At 39.5% G+C, this 20443-nt stretch carries 20 protein-coding genes; 5 read left to right on the top strand and 15 right to left on the bottom strand.

Translation table 11 applies throughout. The features are described 5' to 3' along the window. Positions 1-167: 167 nt before the first annotated feature. Complete coding sequence (locus V7108_RS08795) at positions 168-890, top strand: SDR family NAD(P)-dependent oxidoreductase (protein WP_335567939.1); 723 nt, start codon at positions 168-170, stop codon at positions 888-890. A 48-nt stretch (positions 891-938) separates the two neighbouring features. Beyond that, a complete protein-coding gene (locus V7108_RS08790; protein ID WP_335513134.1) occupies positions 939-1901 on the top strand; it encodes a DMT family transporter in 963 nt (320 codons plus the stop codon). 174 nt (positions 1902-2075) lie between these two features. Here V7108_RS08790 and V7108_RS08785 read toward each other — a convergent pair whose 3' ends face one another. Beyond that, entirely contained in the window at positions 2076-3032 is a 957-nt protein-coding gene (locus V7108_RS08785) for an alpha/beta hydrolase (RefSeq protein WP_335567938.1), read from the bottom strand. A gap of 213 nt (positions 3033-3245) precedes the next feature. Between V7108_RS08785 and V7108_RS08780 the strand changes: the two genes are divergently transcribed. Beyond that, a complete protein-coding gene (locus V7108_RS08780) occupies positions 3246-4040 on the top strand; it encodes a GntR family transcriptional regulator (RefSeq protein WP_335567937.1) in 795 nt (264 codons plus the stop codon). 162 nt (positions 4041-4202) lie between these two features. Here the strand turns inward: V7108_RS08780 and V7108_RS08775 are convergent, their stop codons facing one another. The 7 genes from V7108_RS08775 to V7108_RS08745 all read right to left on the bottom strand — a co-directional run bounded on the left by V7108_RS08775 (position 4203) and on the right by V7108_RS08745 (position 11286). Beyond that, the gene (locus V7108_RS08775; protein WP_335567936.1) at positions 4203-5183 is read right to left on the bottom strand and encodes a 3,4-dihydroxy-2-butanone-4-phosphate synthase; all 981 of its coding nucleotides are present in this window, start codon (positions 5181-5183) and stop codon (positions 4203-4205) included. 18 nt (positions 5184-5201) lie between these two features. Continuing rightward, positions 5202-5744 (bottom strand): NADPH-dependent FMN reductase, encoded by a 543-nt coding sequence (locus V7108_RS08770; RefSeq protein ID WP_335567935.1) that lies wholly within the window; start codon positions 5742-5744, stop codon positions 5202-5204. A 66-nt stretch (positions 5745-5810) separates the two neighbouring features. Continuing rightward, positions 5811-6311, bottom strand: coding sequence for a flavin reductase family protein (locus tag V7108_RS08765; protein ID WP_335567934.1), 501 nt, complete (start codon positions 6309-6311; stop codon positions 5811-5813). Positions 6312-6366: 55 nt separating this feature from the next. Next, positions 6367-7158, bottom strand: a complete 792-nt coding sequence (locus tag V7108_RS08760) for an enoyl-CoA hydratase/isomerase family protein (RefSeq protein ID WP_420489057.1) — start codon at positions 7156-7158, stop codon at positions 6367-6369. Between the two features lie 47 nt (positions 7159-7205). Next, positions 7206-7976 carry a 3-hydroxyacyl-CoA dehydrogenase gene (locus V7108_RS08755; RefSeq protein ID WP_335567933.1) on the bottom strand — a complete coding sequence of 257 codons (771 nt, stop codon included), beginning with the start codon at positions 7974-7976 and terminating at the stop codon, positions 7206-7208. A gap of 53 nt (positions 7977-8029) precedes the next feature. Continuing rightward, entirely contained in the window at positions 8030-9181 is a 1152-nt protein-coding gene (locus tag V7108_RS08750) for a thiolase family protein (protein WP_335567932.1), read from the bottom strand. A 344-nt stretch (positions 9182-9525) separates the two neighbouring features. Continuing rightward, positions 9526-11286: a sigma 54-interacting transcriptional regulator gene (locus V7108_RS08745; RefSeq protein WP_335567931.1), complete on the bottom strand. Its 1761-nt coding sequence runs from the start codon at positions 11284-11286 to the stop codon at positions 9526-9528. A 273-nt stretch (positions 11287-11559) separates the two neighbouring features. Between V7108_RS08745 and V7108_RS08740 the strand changes: the two genes are divergently transcribed. Both V7108_RS08740 and lspA read left to right on the top strand, forming a co-directional pair. Then, a complete protein-coding gene (locus tag V7108_RS08740; RefSeq protein ID WP_335567930.1) occupies positions 11560-12612 on the top strand; it encodes a phosphotransferase family protein in 1053 nt (350 codons plus the stop codon). Between the two features lie 446 nt (positions 12613-13058). After that, a complete protein-coding gene (gene lspA / locus V7108_RS08735; protein WP_335567929.1) occupies positions 13059-13505 on the top strand; it encodes a signal peptidase II in 447 nt (148 codons plus the stop codon). Between the two features lie 235 nt (positions 13506-13740). Here lspA and V7108_RS08730 read toward each other — a convergent pair whose 3' ends face one another. The 7 genes from V7108_RS08730 to V7108_RS08700 all read right to left on the bottom strand — a co-directional run bounded on the left by V7108_RS08730 (position 13741) and on the right by V7108_RS08700 (position 20436). Then, positions 13741-14574, bottom strand: coding sequence for a 3-hydroxyacyl-CoA dehydrogenase family protein (locus V7108_RS08730; protein ID WP_335513795.1), 834 nt, complete (start codon positions 14572-14574; stop codon positions 13741-13743). A 149-nt stretch (positions 14575-14723) separates the two neighbouring features. Continuing rightward, positions 14724-15899, bottom strand: coding sequence for a thiolase family protein (locus V7108_RS08725; RefSeq protein WP_335567928.1), 1176 nt, complete (start codon positions 15897-15899; stop codon positions 14724-14726). 70 nt (positions 15900-15969) lie between these two features. Continuing rightward, positions 15970-17019: a phosphotransferase family protein gene (locus V7108_RS08720; protein WP_335513792.1), complete on the bottom strand. Its 1050-nt coding sequence runs from the start codon at positions 17017-17019 to the stop codon at positions 15970-15972. Between the two features lie 20 nt (positions 17020-17039). Further along, positions 17040-17819, bottom strand: coding sequence for an enoyl-CoA hydratase/isomerase family protein (locus V7108_RS08715; RefSeq protein WP_335513790.1), 780 nt, complete (start codon positions 17817-17819; stop codon positions 17040-17042). Then, positions 17786-18544: a 2-phosphosulfolactate phosphatase gene (locus tag V7108_RS08710; protein ID WP_335513788.1), complete on the bottom strand. Its 759-nt coding sequence runs from the start codon at positions 18542-18544 to the stop codon at positions 17786-17788. The genes V7108_RS08715 and V7108_RS08710 overlap by 34 nt, the downstream gene beginning before the upstream one ends. A 123-nt stretch (positions 18545-18667) precedes the next feature. After that, the gene (locus V7108_RS08705; protein ID WP_335567927.1) at positions 18668-19444 is read right to left on the bottom strand and encodes an enoyl-CoA hydratase/isomerase family protein; all 777 of its coding nucleotides are present in this window, start codon (positions 19442-19444) and stop codon (positions 18668-18670) included. Next, entirely contained in the window at positions 19441-20436 is a 996-nt protein-coding gene (locus V7108_RS08700; RefSeq protein ID WP_335567926.1) for an NADPH:quinone oxidoreductase family protein, read from the bottom strand. Before V7108_RS08700 ends, V7108_RS08705 begins: the two co-directional genes overlap by 4 nt. Positions 20437-20443: the final 7 nt, after the last annotated feature.

Below are 20443 nucleotides of genomic sequence, written 5' to 3'. Positions count from 1 at the left end.
TAGATTACGATATTATTACTAGATTTTTAGGCGAACGCATTTTTGTTAAATAATGAATACATTGGAAGCGTTTTAAAAAAGGTCATTCGAGATGAGTACAGACCCATTTGTATTCGTTGAGAGCGATCCTATTATGCAACCTAATAGTTTAAAAGGAGGCAAAAACGATGAATCTACAAGGAAAGGCAGCGCTTATAACCGGCGGAGCTAGCGGGATTGGATTAGCAACGGCTAAAAGTTTTATAAAAAATGGAGCAAAAGTGATGATTGCAGATCTCAATTTTGAGTTGGGCAACAAAGCAGCCCAACTTCTTGGTGCTCCCTTTGTTCAAACAGATGTAACAAACGAACAGGATGTGAAGCAGATGGTTCAGTATACAGTTGAAATGTTTGGGAAGCTTGATATCTTGGTCGCGAGCGCGGGAATTGGCGGGCCAGGAAACATCGTAGACCAAAGCCTTGATGTATGGAAAAAAGTAAATGATGTGAATTATACTGGTGTTTTTTTATGCAATAAATACGCCATCACGCAAATGCAAAAACAAGGTCATGGGGGTTCCGTAATAAATCTTGCTTCTATGTTCGGGCTTGTGGCCACCCCCAGTAGTGTTGCTTATAGTGCGTCAAAAGGTGGAGTCGTAAACTTAACGCGAGCCGCTGGGACCTCGCATGCGAAAGAAAATATACGGGTAAATGCGGTGTGCCCTGGGGTAATAGAAACTCCTCTTGTCCCTGAAGAAGCCAAGAGGGTGTTTAAAGATCGGCACCCAATGGGACGATTAGGTCAGGCGGATGAAGTAGCCAATGTGATTCAATTTTTAGCAAGCGATGCCGCTTCTTTTGTTACTGGCGCAAGTATTGCAGTGGATGGTGGATATACGGCATTATAACATGTGATAACCATCTTCCGGATCATTTCATGCTCTCCTTCAAAATAATTGAAAATAGGTGAAAACTTGACTCATACAAAAATAAAATGGATATTATCCATTGTAATCATTATGTGGGGCAGTAATTTCGTCCTAACAAAAATACTGGTTGAGCAATTCCCTTTTTGGAGTCTATTATTCTTTCGGAATCTTTTTGCAACGATTGCTTTGATTTGGTTTATTCGAAAGTCCCCTTTTATTTTGCCAAGAAATAAGAGGGCTTGGGGGTATATTTTAGGTGCTTCTCTTTTAGGTGTTGTTATTAATAACGCCATATTTCTAATTGGACTAAAATATTCACTACCCACAAATGCCGCACTTATTATGGGGTTAACCCCTTTGGTTACTGCGCTAATGTCGTTTTTAGTTTTTAGTATTCCTTTAAGCTGGAAGCAAATCCTTGGTATTAGTCTCGGTTTTTTTGGTGTTACACTGGTTGTATTAAAAGGGTCACTCACAAATTTAATTCATTTATCCTTTAGCATTGGTGATTTTTATATTGTTATTGCCTTATTAACTTTTAGTATAAGCTTTATTTTTATAAAAAAAGCAATTGACATAAACGTTTCACCTGAAATCATTAGTTTTTACCTCTTTGGAATTTCTACAATCTGTTACTTCCCTTTGTCATTCTGGGAGCTAACAATAGAAGGTTGGAGTCAGATGCCTACTAGTATAATTCCCTGGTTATTGTTACTCTATTTAGGTGCTTTTCCTCTAGGAGTAGGGAATATGCTGTGGAATAGAGGGATTAGTGTTCTCGGTCCCAGTCAATCCGCCATTTTTATGAACGGAATTCCGTTAGTTACAGCTATTGCTTCATTATTGATATTAGATGAACCTATTTTGGTGTTACAAATCATTGGTTTTCTCTTCATTGGTTCTGGGGTGTTCCTGGGTTCTCAAAATAGTAAACCAGCAGCTGTAGCAGTAATAAAAGATGAGAAAAAGACTTCTAGTACAACAATGTGAAGCAGGGGATGGTCCTCTGCTTCATTTTCATGCTGTCCAGGGAGAATTTAAAACAATCTTTGCTATACTGAGAACATGTCACACGCTCATATACCAACGCTTTGGTGTCTCGAAAATGGGAAACCTATCTTTAGAGGTTAAAAGGCCGGTTCTCCAATGGAACCGGCCATTCTTTTATATTTTGATTTCTATTGGCTCTGAATTTAAAGCCTTGTTTAGCGCTTGAACATATCTGTTTACCGCTTGTTGACCTATTTCTGTCTGAGGATTCAACATTTCAAACCCATGGTAAGCCCCCGGATATAAATTAAATTCAACTGGTACACCCGCTCGTGCCAATTGTGCGACATATTGGAGTGTTTCATCGCGGAATGGGTCCAATTGGCCCACACATGTGTATGTTGGCGGGAGACCAGAAAGGTTTTTTGCTCGTGCCGGTGCGGCATACGGAGAAATTTCTTCATTTATATGGTCCCCGAGATACATTCTCCATGCTGCTAAGTTATTGCCACGGTTCCATACAGCCCGTTCGTCTGTAATTTCGTAACTAGATGGTGTTATATTTCGATCATCAATCATCGGATAAAGCGGCATCTGAAACGCAATTGCCGGACCTCCTCGATCACGAGCCAACAAAGACAGAGCAGCTGTTAACCCGCCACCCGCACTTTGTCCTGCAACTGCAATCCGTTCATCATCGATATTTAACTCTTCTACGTTGTTTTTCATCCATACTAATGCCGCATAACAATCTTCCAGTGGTGCAGGATATGGATGCTCGGGAGCCAAGCGATAATCAACAGAAACCACGACACAATTTGCAGTCTCTACAATCGTTTGGCATGTCGTATCATTGTTGTCCGGGCTGCCGATTACGTACCCACCGCCATGGATAAACAACAAAGCTCCCAGCCTCGTTTGATCTCGTTTTACCGGTTCATATATACGAACCATCATGGGCTGCGCATCTCCTCCTGGAACGGTCCTTTCTGTGATTTTCACCTGTTCTGACCTTTCGATTGGAGCTGCTTGTGCCTGCCTGGCTGCCATCAAACCTTCGGGAAGTTTAATGGGTGGAAAAACCGAAATAATTTCTTTTAATTCAGGTCTCACTCTGCTCATAAAATCCATATAAGGAACCCCCTTTATGACTACTTATTTTAAAGAGAATTTTGTAATAAAGACATTCCCTATTTTGGGGTATCTTCCCTAACCAAAATGGATGATATAATTAAAATAAATTCTATTGTTTTAATCATTTATAATATTTAAAATATAACTAAAGGTTTGGATAATATAGTAAGAGTTTTAAATAATAATCTATTTAGATGGATGAGTGATAATATGTTAGATGAAAAAAGTATAATCCCGCTTTATTATCAGTTAAAAGAAATCTTAAAGGAAAAAATAAAAGATGGTTCTTGGAAAGAAGGTGAAATGGTGCCTTCCGAGAGAGAACTTATGGAAATGTACAGCATTAGTCGTGCAACAGCAAGAAAAGCACTGGATGACCTAATGATTGAAGGTCTTATCGACAGAAAACAAGGGATCGGGACATTTGTCACAGCAAAAAAGGTTTTGCAGGATTTAACCGGAGAAATAGCCTTTGCCCGTCAAATTGGTGAACAGGGTCTGCACCCAAGTGTTAATGTCATTGAAGCAGGCATTGAAAAAGAGGTACCTAATCGAATTTTTAATCTTTTTAACCTTAATTCATCAGAAAGCTTTTTTAAGATTTGTGCTGTAGCCAGCGCTAACGATGACCCACTCATTTTAGGTACAAGTTACCTTCCTTTAAAATTTGCACCAAATATCGAAAAAAACAATTTTGAAAAAACAGTATTTTTCGAGTACTTAGAGAATGATCATCACATCCATTTCACCCATTCAATATTAGAAATCGAACCAGTCATATTAGATGATTTTCATGCCCAATATCTAAAATCCACACCTGGGAAACCTGCATTATCCGTTGAAAGACTGTACTTTGTTGAAAAAAAACTTGTATTAGTGGAAAAAAGAGTGGTGCTTGGTGAAAGGACCAAATATATATTTACACTAAATCACGGCTCAGATAAAGACAAAGATTATTCTTTTCAAGTGAAGATTGATAAAGATTATGGGGGAACGGAGGGATAACCTTCCATTCTCTCTTTATTCAATACATACCCTTTTTAATGTATCCAGTTAGCCCTTCGTATGTGAAGCTAGAAATGGAACTAATCATGATTAAAAAGAAAACGCCTAAATTTGTAGGCGCTGCATGATAATCTCCTTGATATTGAAGACTGTCCATTATTCTTATATAAATAAATTAAATCTGTTTTTGACCGATTTAATATCCTTGTTTATTTGAGAGACCAGGTTAGAAATACTAGGAAAGGAGATTTCATCTCTTAGATAAAAACATACCTTGACCTCAATATTTTTCCAATATAAATCTTGATCGAAATCCAGGATATGGACCTCGTAATGAATGGATTCTCCATTTTCATTAAATGTTGGTCTTGATCCAACATTCATAACGCCAATAAATTCTTGACCGTCAATATAAACCTTCACTCCATAAACGCCTTTAAACAAATCTACAATTTGTTCTTGCGGATTAAGATTTGCAGTAGGGAAACCGATACTTCTGCCAAGCTTTCTCCCATTTATAACCATCGCATGAAATGAACATATTGCTTGGTCTTTTGTCATTTTAAGTACTTCACTCATTTGTATAATTGGTAAATCATATACCCTTGAAACCTCAAGAACCTCTTCCTTACTTGCTACATCCCCATTTAGATTTAAAATTTCTGACATATATCCAATATGAATATCTGATACCAACTTTGTCAGATGAATAACCGCTTCCGTTAGATCAACACGGTCCAATAAATCTCTTTCTTTACTAATTAAGGGAAAAATATGACCTGGTCTTTTGAAATCATTTGCTTGAACCTCTGTAGAAGTCAATGCTTTAATTGTATCTGATCGTTCAAAGCTGGATATTCCAGTTGTTGTGTCTTTAAAATCAATTGAAACAGCGAACGGTTTCGTATCATCCATATTATCATCCATTTTTGGGATATCTAGTTGTTTAGCTCTTTCCTCGGTAATACAAGCATAAACCAACCCTCTGCCGATTTTTGTCATAAAATTAACTTTTTCCCCATTTACGTATTCACCTAAACCAACTATGAACCCCATGTGTGTTTTAATATCATCATACATGATTATTAATCCGCCATCTTTTAATTGGCTTACCGGAAGTTTAACCGCCGACAACACATTCATACTCCACCATCCACTTTCTTATTTAGAGTTAACTAATTTATCGTGCATGTAGACAATCTGATGAGAAAGCTCTCCAATCTTTTTCAATAATTCCGCATCTTCGATTTCATTAGTAGCACTAAAATGTTCATTATGCGCAAATACGAAACTTGGGGGCACATAAGCATTTAGGTAGCTTGCGATTGGCTTTAATTGATTTTCAATCACAAGATAATGTTGGTGGTTCCCTCCTGTAGCAACGAATCCCATGACCTTATTTTTAAATTCAACTGGAGGCACCAAATCAATCAAATTTTTTAATGCCCCGCTGAAGGACCCTTGGAAAATAGGGGTCCCAATCACATAGGAATCAGCAGAGGATATTAAATCAATCACTTTCTTCGTATCACCTGTATACTCTACGGGTGGACGGCCATCACAAAATTGAACATTAAACTGCTTAAGGTCTAGTATTTCAGTTTCTGCTTCAGGATTTAGTTTTTTTATTTCTTCTATTACCTTCTTGATAACAATTGATGTCTTAGATCCGGTTATCGTTCCAGAAATTCCTAATATTTTCATACATCACTACTCCCCTAGTTTGAGATTTTGGGCACCTATTCATGTTTTAGGTGACTAAGCTAATCTCTATTTTTCTGGCCAATTGGCTGGAATCGGAGCTATATTTCTATTGTAGTAAAGTAATGGATTCTTATCTGCTTTCTTTAATTCAATTATTTCACCAAGCAGGATGATATGGTCCCCGGCATCAATTTGTTGAATCGTTTTACACTCTAGTGTTCCTAATGAATCCGAAATAACCGGCAGACCATTCTCAGATACCTTCCAATTTACCTTTGAAAAACGATCCGCTTCTTTTCCGGCAAATGCCCAACACGCATCAATTTGATCCGTTGCTAATGTGTGTACTGCGAACCCCTCTGCCTCTATAAATGCATTTAAAGAGGAAACTTTTTTATCAATACTCCATAGTACAATAAGGGGATCAAGCGAGACAGATGCAAAAGAATTGACTGTTAATCCGGCTGGTGTTCCTTGTGCATCCATCGTTGTTACGATCGTTACCCCCGTCGGATATTCACCCATGATTTGCTTAAATATATTTACTTTATTAATAGTTTCAGTCATTATATATCACCTTTCCTTGTTTTTATAGTAGAGATTTTATCTAAAAATCACATTTCTATTTATGTGTAAATTGGGCGGGACGCTTTTCAATAAACGCTTGAACTCCCTCGCGAACATCGTCTGTACTAAATATATCTACAAAAAGATTTAATTCAAGTTCAAGGGCTGATTCTAAAGATTGATCAGCTCCCTCATTCACTGCCTTCTTGATTCGGCTTAAAGCTTGTAACGACTGGCCAGCAATTTTTTGGGCCATAGACTTTGCCGCTGTCATGCCTTCTCCCTTAGGTACAACTTTGTTCACTAGTCCAATACTCAAGGATTCATTTGCTGAGATTGCCTCTCCTAAAAACATGATTTCCTTTGCTTTTGCCGGTCCAACCAGTTTAGGCAGCCTTTGAGTACCTCCGGCTCCAGGGAATAAACCTAAATTCACCTCTGGTAAACCAAGCTTTGCATGTTCTTCTGCAATCCGAATATCGCAAGCCAATGCTAATTCGCAGCCTCCGCCAAATGTAAAGCCGTTTAACATAGCAATGGTGGGCTGTTGAATTTCTTCAATCAAATTGAGGACTTCGTGATTCGCCTTCGCAATCTTTCTTACCTCTTCTTTCCCTAATTGAATCCAACTTGGAAATTCCTTGATATCAGCTCCGGCCATAAATGCCCGATCTCCATTCCCTGTTAGAATGACCGCAATAACCTCTGGATCCTCTTTTATCTGAAGGAAAACATCTTTTATCGCTTGAGCTACACGAGTGCTTAATACATTCATTGGTGGATTATCAATTGTTACCGTAGCAACACCATCTTGTTTTGTAAATTGAACGAGTTGACTCATTCTGATTCCCCTTTTCTTCATCATTTAATCAAATCTATCATCCTACTAGTATCTCACTTAGGCTGCATCCGAATGGCACCATCCAACCGGATTACCTCTCCATTTAGCATTGGGTTTTCGATGATGCTTTGGGCAAGCTGCGCATATTCAGCTGGGTATCCAAGACGGGATGGGAACGGGACCATAGCTCCTAGTGCATCTCTTGCTTTTTCTGGAAGCGTATCAAATAATGGTGTTTGGATAAGACCTGGTGCGACCGTCATTACCCTGATTCCATATCGAGCTAACTCCCTTGCGATTGGCAGTGTCATGGCTACGACTCCACCTTTTGAAGCACTATAAGCAACCTGACCGATTTGTCCTTCAAAAGCAGCAACAGAAGCCGTATTAATAATTACCCCGCGCTCACCTTCACTATTCGGTTCATTGTTCACCATTTTCTCAGCTGCTAATCGAGTAACATTGAACGTACCAACCAAATTAACCTGGATAATTTTGTTATAACCAGCAAGATCATGAACACCATCACGACCCAATAATTTTTTAGCTGGTCCGATACCAGCACAATTCACCACTGTATTGATTTGACCAAACTTTTCAACTGCCTGTGATAACGCTTGTGAAACTTCTTCTTCATTTGAAACATCTGCTTTTGTAAATAGGACATTATCAGAACCTAATTTTTCAATAATATCGGCTCCTCTTTCCTCTGATAAATCAATAATGACCGCTTTTCCACCGTTTTCAACAATTCGTGTTACGGTTGCTTCTCCTAAACCAGAGCTTCCTCCTGTTACCACTGTAATTACTTCATTCATTTTCATAAATAAGTCCTCCTTCAAAAAAATTTATTCTTTCTATTAATCAGGTCTTTCTGTTACTCCATTCTTTCAAGAATGGTTGCATTAGCCATTCCGTTTCCTTCGCAAATCGTTTGAAGACCAAACTTACTGCCTGTTCTCTCCATCTCATGGATAAGGGTAATCATCACTCTTGTTCCACTTGCACCTAATGGATGGCCGAGAGCAATCGCACCGCCATTTGGATTCAGCTTAGATGGATCCGCTTTAATCTCTTCTAGCCAAGCCATAGGGACAGGAGCAAACGCTTCATTTACTTCAAAAATATCAATATCGGATACTTCTAATTTTGCCTTCTTAAGTACTTGTCTAGTTGCTTCTATCGGACCCGTTAGCATTAAAGTTGGATCTGAGCCAACTACAGTGCGGGCTAAAACTTTAAAACGGGGGCGAAGACCCAATTCTAACGCCTTTTCTCTTGACATTAGCAGTATTGCAGAAGCCCCGTCACTCATTTGACTGGCATTTCCTGCACTAATGACTCCGTTTTCAATAAATGCGGGTTTTAAATTTCCAAGCTTTTCAATTGTCGAGTCTTTACGTGGACCTTCATCATGTGTAATCACTTGCTTTGACCCGTCTTCTAACGTCACTTCAATTGGCATGATTTCTCGATCAAACCGACCTTCTTCTTGGGCTTTTATCGCTCTTCTGTGGCTTTCTAATGCAAATTCATCTGCCTGTCCGCGGGTAATTCCCCATTTTTCGGCAATTCGCTCTGCTGACAATCCTTGATGAATGATTTCGTGTTGAGAGGTAAGCTTTTCACTCCATGAAGTTCCTGTAAAATTTGACATCATCGGAACTCGTGTCATGCTTTCAACCCCACCCGCAATCACGATATCCATATCACCACTTAAAATCGCCTGGGCTGCAAAATGGACAGCCTGTTGACTGGACCCACATTGGCGATCGATGGTAGTCCCAGGAACATGTATTGGGAAACCAGCAGTAAGTGCAGCTGTACGAGCGATGTTTACTCCCTGCTCTCCCACTTGAGTGACACAACCTAAAATAACGTCTTCTATTAAATTGGGAGACACTCCTGCTCGGTTCACCAATTCTCTTAACACTTCAGCTGCCAAATCATCAGGACGTATATTCCCCAGCACACCTTTTCTTTTTCCAACAGGGGTTCTAACCGCTTCCACTATCACTACTTCACGCATACTTTTCCTCCTTCAACAAAATAAATACCAGATTACTATTTTCAAAATTAAAATATCTAAGCCGTCACTTCTTATAATGCAAAATCTGTGCCAGTTTTTTAATTTAATCTCATTTTTTCTAAAAAAAATACTTTTCCTTTGATATAACACTTTCAAGACTAGTAATGAGGGAGAATGGAAAAAGGAAAATTCTGAAACAAGCGGTGAGCAAATGTAGGAAAAATAGTATAAGATTGATCTTTGTGTTTGAAAATCAAACAAGTGCTAGATTGGTATGTATTGGTGGCCAACAAAAAAAAGCACACACATGTGCTTTTTTTTAGAGAATTTATGGGGAACAAATATTAGGGCATTTTTATATCATCGTATTTTTTCAGCTTATCATATAGCACTGAACGACTAATGCCTAATAGTTTACATGCTTGACTTTTGTTTCCATCCGATTTCTTTAAAGCTATTTTTATCGCCATCTCTTCGGCCTTTTCTAGCAATGTTTTATCAAAATTTTCATTCTCTTCTTCTAAAAATATACTCATCCCGATTTTCTTTAGTAAATAATCAGGTAAATCTTCTAAGGAGATCATTCCATTTTCCGCAAAAACCATTGCTCGTTCAAATACATTGCGGAGTTCACGAATATTACCTGGCCAATCATATTCCATTAAAGCTTGTTCTACTAATGGATCCCAACCAATAATACTTGTGCCATTTTGTTTATTTAATTCACTAATAAATGCATGACTCAACATTAAAATATCTTCTTTTCTTTTTCGAAGAGGAGGAATCTCAATCGATATGACATTTAACCGATAAAATAAATCTTCTCTGAATGTTCCTGTTTCAACCATTTCTTCTAATTTTTGATGGGTTGCTGTAATAATTCTAACATCGACGGATACTCTATTTGTCCCACCAACACGGTAAAACTCTCTTTCTTGTAACACGCGAAGTAACTTTGCCTGAAGTTGAAGAGACATATCTCCAACTTCATCCAAGAAAAGGGTTCCCCCATGCGCCATTTCAAATTTTCCGGCTTTCCCTTTTTGTTTTGCACCTGTAAAAGCGCCTTCGTCATATCCAAAAAATTCTGACTCTAATAAATGCTCAGGTATCGCCGCACAGTTTACAGTAATGAACGGGCCATTTTTCCGGTTGCTGGCACTGTGAAGCGCGTGGGCAAATAGTTCTTTTCCTGTACCACTTTCACCGCGAATCATAATCGTTGTTTTCCCTTTAGCCGCTTTCATCCCACTTCGAAACAATTTTTCCATTTGAGAATTGTTGGAAAGAATTTCATCAAAGGTAAATCGTGATGCTTCCGCATTCTTGGCTGCAAAATCATTTTGTTTTTCCAATCTTTCATAACTTCTAAATCTCTCACGAACCTCTTGAAGCTGACGATAAACAATTTTTCCGATAGCACCGATGATTTTATCTTCCTGGTACACAGGAATTCGATGAACAATGTAGTTGATACCTTTGATTTCCATAAAATCACTTATTTCCGCAATACCTGTTTTAAATACTTTTGTTAATTCAAAATGCGGAAAAATAGAGTCAATGGGAACTTCTTCGATTTCTTTTCGGTTAAGATCAAAAAGTTCTATTAAGGAAGGGCTTACAAAAGTGATATTTCCTTTTTCATTTACCATGACAAAGCCATCGTATGAGTTCTCAATCACTGTTTGAAGCAGGCTTTTCCATTTTAATTGCTCTGTAAGCAGTTGTGTCTTCTGAAGATAGCTTTTAACAGCATCTGCTTTATCTATGACCCCAATTGGCTTTCCAGTTTTATCTACAACAAAACCAGTACCCACTTCACTTACTGCAATCTGTTTTTCCAATTCTTCCACAGAAATGTCTTCGGAAATAGTACCGATATCTTTTTTAATAAATTTCCCGATGGATGTTTCCATTTCTTTATTTAATAAAAGCTGTTGATATAAAACACTCCGAGTAAAAACGCCAATGAGTTTTTCTGACGCATCAACTACCGGTAATGTATTCAACCTATATTTATTCATAAGGAAGATGGCGTCATGCAGGGTTTGATTTGGTTGTAAATATTCTTGTATTGGGGTCATAAGGTTTCTAACGTTTTCCAAATCATTCATCTCCTTTTTCATCCATATGTATTTTCCTAAAGTATCTGTTGAAAATGGGTAATAGTCAAGATAAAAACTCTTCAACATCCTAAACTGTTCGATAATACAACACACTAAATAGGACTTTGTCTGAAAAGTAATCAACTGAAGGTTAGGATGTACAATCCAAATTCCATATCAATCACGTAGATAACGTTTATATTCCAAGATTTAATGATTGGCATGGTTTTTGCATCTATTTATATAAAGTGAAGGTTTATAGGAGGTTAAACAATGTTAACACAAAAAATTAATGTTTCGGCTCAATCAGAAAGTGAAATTAACTGGACGGAGTTTGAAACGTATCTAAGGAGTCAAATCCAGCTTGATGCAGCGCCAATGGAAGTCAAACAATTTTCAGAAGGATATTCAAACTTAACATTTCTTATTAAAGTAGGGAAATGGGAATCGGTCATGAGACGGCCTCCTTTTGGGAAAATCCCGCCTAAAGCTCATGATGTTGAAAGGGAGTATCGATTGCTAGAGAAAATCAACCCAGTTTTCCCGCTTGCTCCAAAACCATACTTTTGTATGCACAATCCTGCAATTATGGATAAACCTTTTTATGTAATGGAGAAAAAAAATGGGATAGTTCTTGACGATACAATCCCTGCTGGATATAGTGCGATACCAAATATTAAAAAAACCATTTCTGAATCGACAGTTGATACATTGGTTCAGCTTCACGAAATTGATTATCAAAAAGCTGGATTGCAAGTTATGGGGAAACCAGATGGCTATTTAGAAAGACAAGTACATGGATGGATAAAACGATATCACAATTGTAAAACCGATGAAATTAAAGTTTATCCTGCTATCGAAAAGTGGATTATGGCAAATATCCCAAATTCACCAAGCCCAACCATCGTCCACAATGATTTCAAGCTTAATAATATGATGCTTTCGACAACCAATCCTGGAAAAATCGTTGGGGTCTTTGACTGGGAATTGTCTACGATTGGGGATCCTCTTACTGATTTAGCATCTGCAATTGCTTATTGGAAAGATGAAAATGACCCATTTACTGCTATAAATTCTGTAACAACATTAGGCGGATTTATTTCTAGGGAAGAGTTTATCGAGCGATATGCTAAGCAAAGTAAAAGGGATCTTTCTAATTTTCCTTTTTACTTAGCTTTCGCCTATTTTAAAATTGCAGTTATTTTACAGCAGATCTATTACAGATGGATGGAAGGGCATCTTACAGATGATCGATTTAGTACTTTAAATGATGGTATTAATAATTTAATGTCATTATCTCATGATGTTATATATTTGAATAATTAACAATAAATGTTAGCGCGTACATCTTAAGTTATCAAGAGAGTTTAGTCCATCTATGGATAGGAGGGGGAAAATAATGTACTTGTTTGAACTATTTATCTCTATTGAACTATTAAAGCACGATGAAGAGGAATCTTCCTTACTAAATACACAACAAAAAAGTGTTACCAATCTTTAGGAAAGTTCATTTTACCCGAATTGAAAAATTATTGGATAAACCAAAACGCTGTTTTTTAATGTTTCTTGGCTGGCTATAATAGTGTGAGCCCTCTCTACTGTAGCCAGCTGCCTTCAACAATCCGTTCTCTTAAATGGTAAGTTTTGATTCCATCTAATGTACATTGATTAGGTTACTTTTTACAAAAAAGCTATATAATAGATAAGAAAAAATCTTTCCATTATACTGATAATTAGGCTGCAAATAAATCAGTAGGAAAGAAGGTCTATATATGCTATTTTATCTAATTGCTATTCTCGTACTTGTGCTGGACCAGCTTTCTAAATATCTAATTCGTATCTATATTGATATAAATGAAACATTTACATTGTGGGGCATATCACTCACTCATATCGAAAATAGCGGGATGGCCGGTGGTTATTTTCCAGGCTATGCAAGGCTCTTTGGGGTTGCAGCTGTACTGTTTGTGATCGTTGTTTTCTATATTCGTAGAAACGAAGAAATGAAGGGAGTACTTATCGATAGTAGTTTCGGATTTCTGGTCGGAGGAGCAATTGGAAATGGCATTGATCGACTTTTGTTTGGGCAAGTGACAGATTTCATCCCTCGCTCGGGTGGAATTCTAAACGTAGCGGACCATGCTATTGAGATAGGGTTGGTGTTTCTTATTATTTATGGATTGGTTAACTGGTGGAAAGAGAAGCGTCAGGCTCACTAGAAAAAAACATAAAAAAGTGCTATTTACCCTTTTGGCAATCGAAAATAAAAAGCATTTTAAATCAACTATATAAATGCAGTAGAGCTGGGAATTCTCAACAGAAATAAGGGACGTTTTGTCCGTTTCATATTTAAATGAAACAGCCTAATCGTCCCTTGTTTTTTCTTTTATTTCTTCTATGTCGTTATTTCGTTTTATGCCAAAAGTGTACTAAACTTGAAATCTATCAATTTTTTTAGTATTGATAAAACCCTTTTCCACTTTTTCTTCCTATTTCACCTCTGGCTACCATTTCTCTTAATAATTCTGGCACCCGGTATTTGGAATCATTCGTCTTTACAAAAAGAGCTTCCTGTATATGGAGCATTGTATCAAGTCCTATTATATCAGCCAGCCATAGGGGGCCGATTGGATGGTTAGCACCCAGTTGCATGGCTTTATCAATATCCGCTGGGGATGCGGTCCCTTCCTCAACTAATGTAATAGCTTCACAAATAAATGGTACAAGCAGCCGATTGACCACAAATAATGGGGTGTCCTTTACATGAATGCTTTCTTTGTTCATTTGCTTCACAAGCATTTCCGCTATTTGAATCGTTTTTTCCGATGTTTCATCGGTCGCTGTAATTTCTACTAGTTTCATAAGTGGCACAGGGTTGAAGAAATGCATGCCGCATACCCTATCCTTTCGGTTTGTGACAGCAGCCATATCGGCTATTCCTAAACTAGACGTGTTCGATGCTAAGATCGTTTTTGGCTCACACAACTCATCAAGCTCTCGAAACACTTTTTTCTTTACCTCGATATTTTCAGTGATCGCTTCAATAACAAGATCCGCATCACGTAACTCCTGTTTGTCGGTAGTATAATTCAGGCGTGCTAACACCTCACTTGGAACAATCTTTTCATCCTTTTGCGCGATTTTGGTAAGGCTTTTTGCGATTGTATTTTCGGCTTTTCTGAGAACTTCGTTTGATATATCTACGATTGTGACATGATGTCCACTAGTCGCAAACACCTGTGCAATGCCATTCCCCATGATTCCTGACCCTAATACTGCGATTTTCATCTACTATATCCCCCTGAAAAAAATTTGGAACATCACTGTTTTTTAATGGAAAAATGCGCAGGGCGTTTTTCTGGTTTTTGAGGGTATTTCCCCCCCATGCCCTGCTGACCAAATAGAACTGGTTAAAAGCGTTAAAAAACTATGGCAGTTTAGACACTCTCAATCACCATTGCAATACCCTGACCACCGCCAATACATAAGCTTACAACCGCAAATCGTGCATTCTTACGTCTTAACTCGTAAGCAGCAGACAATAACACCCTTGCCCCGCTTGCGCCAACCGGGTGGCCTAAGGCAATCGCCCCGCCATTCACATTGGTTTTTTTGCGGTCAAGCCCCAGCGCTTTTTCTACCGCTAAGTATTGTGAAGCGAATGCTTCATTCACTTCAATAACATCCATGTCATCAAGCGTGAGCTTTGCTCTTTCAAGGGCCTGTTGGATTGCTGGAACGGGCCCGATGCCCATGATGGATGGATCAACTCCAGCAACAGCCCAGGATACAATACGCGCAATTGGCTTTAGGTTGTTTTTTTGTACAGCTTGTTTCCCGGCTGCCACAAGTGATACTGCACCGTCATTAATGCCTGAGGCGTTCCCCGCCGTTACCGTTCCGTCCTTTTTAAAAGAAGGCTTAATCTTGGATAAGGCTTCCATGTTTGCATCCGGTTTTATATGTTCGTCTTCACGGACAATTAAGCTGCCTTTTCTTGTTTTCACTTCAACCGCGACAATCTCTTCTTGGAAGGCAGGAGCTGCTTTCACAGCCCTTTGGTTTGATTCCACTGCAAATGCATCCTGTTCTTCCCTTGTAATTTCATACATTTCAGCCAGTTTTTCTGCGGTAAGACCCATCCCATTTCCTGTGTATTGGTCCGTTAATGTTGCCAACAGCATATCCTCAAACGAGAGGTTCCCCATTTTTGCCCCGCCGAAACGCTGCGTGAAATTAGAGTAAGGAGATTGCGACATATTTTCCGCCCCACCTGCAAGGACGATGTTGGCATCGCCGACTAAAATATGCTGGGCAGCTGAAACAACAGCCTGCAGACCAGACCCGCAAAGCCGGTTCAATGTAAGTGCTGGCACCTCCTGAGGAATACCGCTATATAATCCGATGTGTCTAGAAATATAGGAAGCGTTTTTTTCAGTGTGAATCACGTTTCCATAGATGACATGATCTATTTGCACCGGATCAACATTTGAGCGGCGCAGCGCCTCTATGGCACTTGTCTTTCCAAGCTCCGTAGCACCAGTTTGTGCAAACGACCCTCCAAACTTCGTAAACGGGGTTCTTGCACCATCAACTAAATAAACTTCAATCATGTTCTTTCACTCCAATTCTCTCAAATGGTTTGTAGTGATGAGTTATTTCAAATTTTATCTCATCCTTTTTTTACAAGAGTTTATTTGTACGTGTTAAATTCGCTAAGTTAAATAAATTGGCGATTGGGATATGAAGTTTCGCAAACCGTTCGTCATCCGCTGCGCCTTTTTTCCAGCGATAATAGAGCTGCTGTAAAATGACGGCAAGCTTGTAAAATCCGAATGCCGTATAATAGTCAATGTGTGAGATATCTCGGCCGCTTACCTTTGCATACAGTTCAGCCATTTCCCGTCTTGAGAAGAAGCCTTTCTGGTTTGTCACCAGCGAAATCCCCATGTCTGGATCGCCCGCTTCTCCCCAGTAAGCAAGAACCGCTCCTATATCTGACATCGGATCTCCAATGGTGGCCATTTCCCAATCGAGTACCCCATTTACCTCCCCAGGATCGTCCGGGTCTAGAACGAGGTTGTTTAGTTTAAAGTCATTATGAACAATTGTCGTATCGACGGTTTTTGGGATTTGCTTTACCAGCCATGCCTCTAGTTCTGCAACTCCAGCAATATCATGCGTCTTGGAAATGCTGTAGCGCTTGATCCAGCCATGAACTTGTCTTTCTAAAAACCCTTCTGGTTTCCCGATATCCATTAAGTTGGCTTTCTTGTAATCTACTTTTTGAAGCTCAACTAAGCTATTGATGATACTTTTTGAAATGGCAGGACCAACCAAGTCAGAAGATCCATACGTTTCAGGAAGAGCATCGTTAATGACTACACCTTGCTTTTTTTCCATAAGGTAAAAATGTTTCCCCATAATGGCAGGGTCGTCACTGTATAGGTATGGTTTTGGGGCAAGGGGATAGACTCCATGCAGACTTGACAGAATCTTATATTCACGTTTGATATCATGTGCTTTCGCCGGAATCTCCCCAAATGGCGGCCTTCTTAACACTGCCTCCCATTTCTCAAACGTTAGTAGGTAGGTGTGATTGGAATAGCCTTCGGAAAACTTCTTTACCTTCAGTGCTTCATTTGGAATGCCCGGAATCGTTTCGCGAATCAAAGTTTCGAGCAATCCCCAATTAATATGTTCGGAATCAATAGATTGGTTAGCTATTTTCATTATTTTTCATTCACCCCTGCTTACTTGCCATAATAGGTTGGTAGTCGTTTATCAATAAACGCTGTTGCTCCTTCTTGCATGTCTTGAGTAATACAAAGATCGGCAAAACATTGTGTTTCAATTTTTTGGCCTTCCGCAAGCGTACAGTCTAAGCCTTGTGTTATAGCTTGTTTTGCTTTCGCTATGGCCAGCGGGCCTTTATTTCCGATTTGTTCAGCGAGTGCCAATGCTTCATTGATAGATTTACCGTTTGGTACTACACTTTCAACAATTCCCCATTCGTATGCTTCGTCCGCAGTAAGGCTTGCTCCTGAAAAAATCATTTTCTTTGCCCGTCCAGGTCCTATTAATTGGGTCAAGCGCTGTGTACCGCCGTAGCCTGGCAGAATCGCCAACCCAGTTTCCGGGAAACCGAGTTTTGCTTTTTGCTCAGCAATTCTAATATCACAAGCTAGCGCCAGTTCAAGTCCACCCCCTAGAGCAAGACCATTTATTGCACAAATGACCGGAAAAGGTGCATACGCCAGCTTATCAAAAATCCGTTTTCCTTTTTCTACTAATCTCGCACCTTTATTGGCATCAAGATGAAGAAATTGATAAATATCGGCCCCTGCAATAAATGCCTTTTCACCTGCTCCTGTAATCACGGCCGCACGGCAATCCGGTTTGGTAATGATTTCATCAATCACTTTGTCCAAATCACTTAATAGTGGGTCAGTCAGCACATTCAAAGGCGGATTTGCAATGGTCAGCTTATAGACAAATCCTATTTGTTCGTATGTAACAAACAATCTGACCACTCCTTTCCAATAGCAGAAATTTTTCCATTCTTATAAACAGGCACCACATCTACTTTTTCAACATGGTCAATCACCCATTGAGTGCTATGCTCATAACCGGTTCTTCTTAACAAATTTGCTGTTTCGCTTTCTAGCAGGTTAACATAATGTTTGGCCTTAGCTTGAACGAATGCATCTCTTGCTAACCTTGCTGCATCGGAAAGTTGGCAGGCCTCCATCCTCATAAGGTGGTCAACGATTTGTCCAGCTCCAATAAAATCTTCCATCGAGAAGCGGCCAGTATTTCCGGAACATATGAGAACAATCGATGCCCTATCTTCCTGTTCCCCAATTTGTTCTGCGACACGGTGCCCGTTTAATAGTGAGGACGCATATAATGTCTTTGCCCGTTTAGCTGATTCAATCGCAATCGTTCCATTTGTTGAACAAATGATTGCCACTTTTTTTGATAATGTTGTCTCAATTAACGCGGGGTCTGGATAAAGAAAACTCTCTATCGGTTCCCCCTGCCATTCGCCCATTAACATATAGGGACCATCCTGCTTCTTCCCTATTTCGAGTGCTGAAGGAGCGTCTTTGACTGCGTACACAGATTCATAGCCCTTTTCGAGTAGATAGGTAATGGTGGAGGTGGCCAATAAAACATCGATGACTACCGCCGTACAATTACGAATTTTTTCGGAATCTACTAATTCCTTTTGCGTTATTACATGGATTTTTCTCATTCTATTAACCATTTCTTTCTATTTTAAATATGAAGGATGGTTCTTCTCCATCAGTTTTTTTAAATAATTTGTGTCCGTAATACCCACTCTATTCCCTTTCTCATACCAAATTCATCTTGTTAATTATGAACCAATAAAACTAGCTTTTCTTTTCTCCAAAAAGGCCGAAACCCCTTCTTTGTGATCGTCCGTTTGAAGCAACATTGCCTGAATCGAATTCTCCTGCATCAGTGCTGTTTCATGATGTAGAGATGGAGCGGTATTGACGAGATACTTAACGTACTTGTTTGCCACTGAAGGCCCGTTCACAATGAAATCAGCAAAAGTAACCGCTTCCTTAACAACATCCCCTTCAACAAGGCGATTAATCATTTGATACGACATCGCTTCCTCTGCGGTAATCTTTCTGCCTGCGGAAATCCATTCTTTTACCAAAGGTGGTGAAACCCTTTCAGATAAAAGCTTAATTAATCCCAGATCAGGAATTAACCCAATATTCGAAAAACTCAAAGCGAATTTTGCTCCCTTTTCAGCCACAATGAAATCGCATGCGAGAGCAAGACTAAATCCTGCCCCAGCAGCATAGCCATGGACAGCGGCAATAACGTATTTATTGAGCTCAAGAATCTGTCTAGTCAGTCCTGAAACATATTCAATCCACTCGGCTGCCTCAGCTTGATTTTTCAATTTCTTCATGGAATCGATGTCTCCACCAGCACAGAAGGATTTACCACTGCCTGATAGAATGATTACCTTCACATCTTGATTGTGCTCAAGTTTCAGAAGCTCTTCCCGTAATTCCTGCACTAACTCCCTTGATATGGCATTTAACTTGCTTGGCCTGTTGAGAACAATATGACCAATTCCTTGTTCAACCTTTATTTCAACGAATTCATTCATCTGTTTACCCCTTTCGTCCCCACTACTAATTTCCCCCATGTTTCCCGGCTGCCCAATTGGTTTAGGGCAAATGGGACTTCTTCGAAGGAATAATTATGATAAATAAGCGGCTTAATTTTTTTTGCTTTGTATAATTCCATTAACTCATCATGGGCAGCCTTCACTTTTTCTGGAAAAAGCCTACGGAAATATCCAAAGTGTACGCCTACGAGTGAGTAATTCTTAATTAAGGCATGATTCATCGGTGCTTCAGGAATGTTTCCTCCCGCAAACCCAATAAGTAGAAGCCTGCCATCAAATGCAATACATTTGCGTGATGAATGAAACACATTTCCCCCAACAGGGTCAAAGATTACATCAGCTCCATGCCCCGTTGTTTCTTTTTTTACTTTTTGACTAAAGTCTTCCTCTCGGTAATTGATCACAACATCGGCTCCCAGCTGTCTGCACATTTCGAGCTTTTCAGCAGACCCAGCAGTCGCAATAACCTTAGCACCAATTGCTTTTCCAATTTGAATCGCGGCGGAACCCACTCCACCTGAACCAGCGTGAACAAGAAGTTTCTCAGAAGGCTTGAGTTGGGCTTTCGTCTGTAACGCATAGTAAGCGGTATGATAGGTAATAAACATTGCAGCAGCTTCCTGATACGAAAGCTCCTCCGGGATCGGAAACACATCCTCTTCTTTGACAACCACTGCTTCAGTAAATCCACCATGCGGCAGCAGCGGAACTGCGAGAACACGCTGACCGACAGACAGAGAACCTCCCTCTCCCACTTCTTCGACGACTCCTGCTACTTCGGCACCGGGGGTAAACGGAAGTGCTGGTTTCTCCTGGTATTTTCCTTGGCATTGCAAGATATCAAAGAAATTAAGCGCGAAAGCCTTCACTCGAACGACTACTTCCCCTTTTTCTGGAACCGGCCTTTTGATTTCCCTTATTTCAAGAGCCTCTTCCGGATCTCCTAACGTTGTCACGAACCAAGATTTCATTCGGTGC

The organism is Neobacillus vireti (assembly GCF_036962345.1).
Lineage (GTDB): Bacteria > Bacillota > Bacilli > Bacillales > Cytobacillaceae > Neobacillus > Neobacillus vireti_A.
The sequence above is the reverse complement of the archived record's forward strand: the minus strand, read 5'-3'. Positions and strand labels throughout refer to the sequence as shown.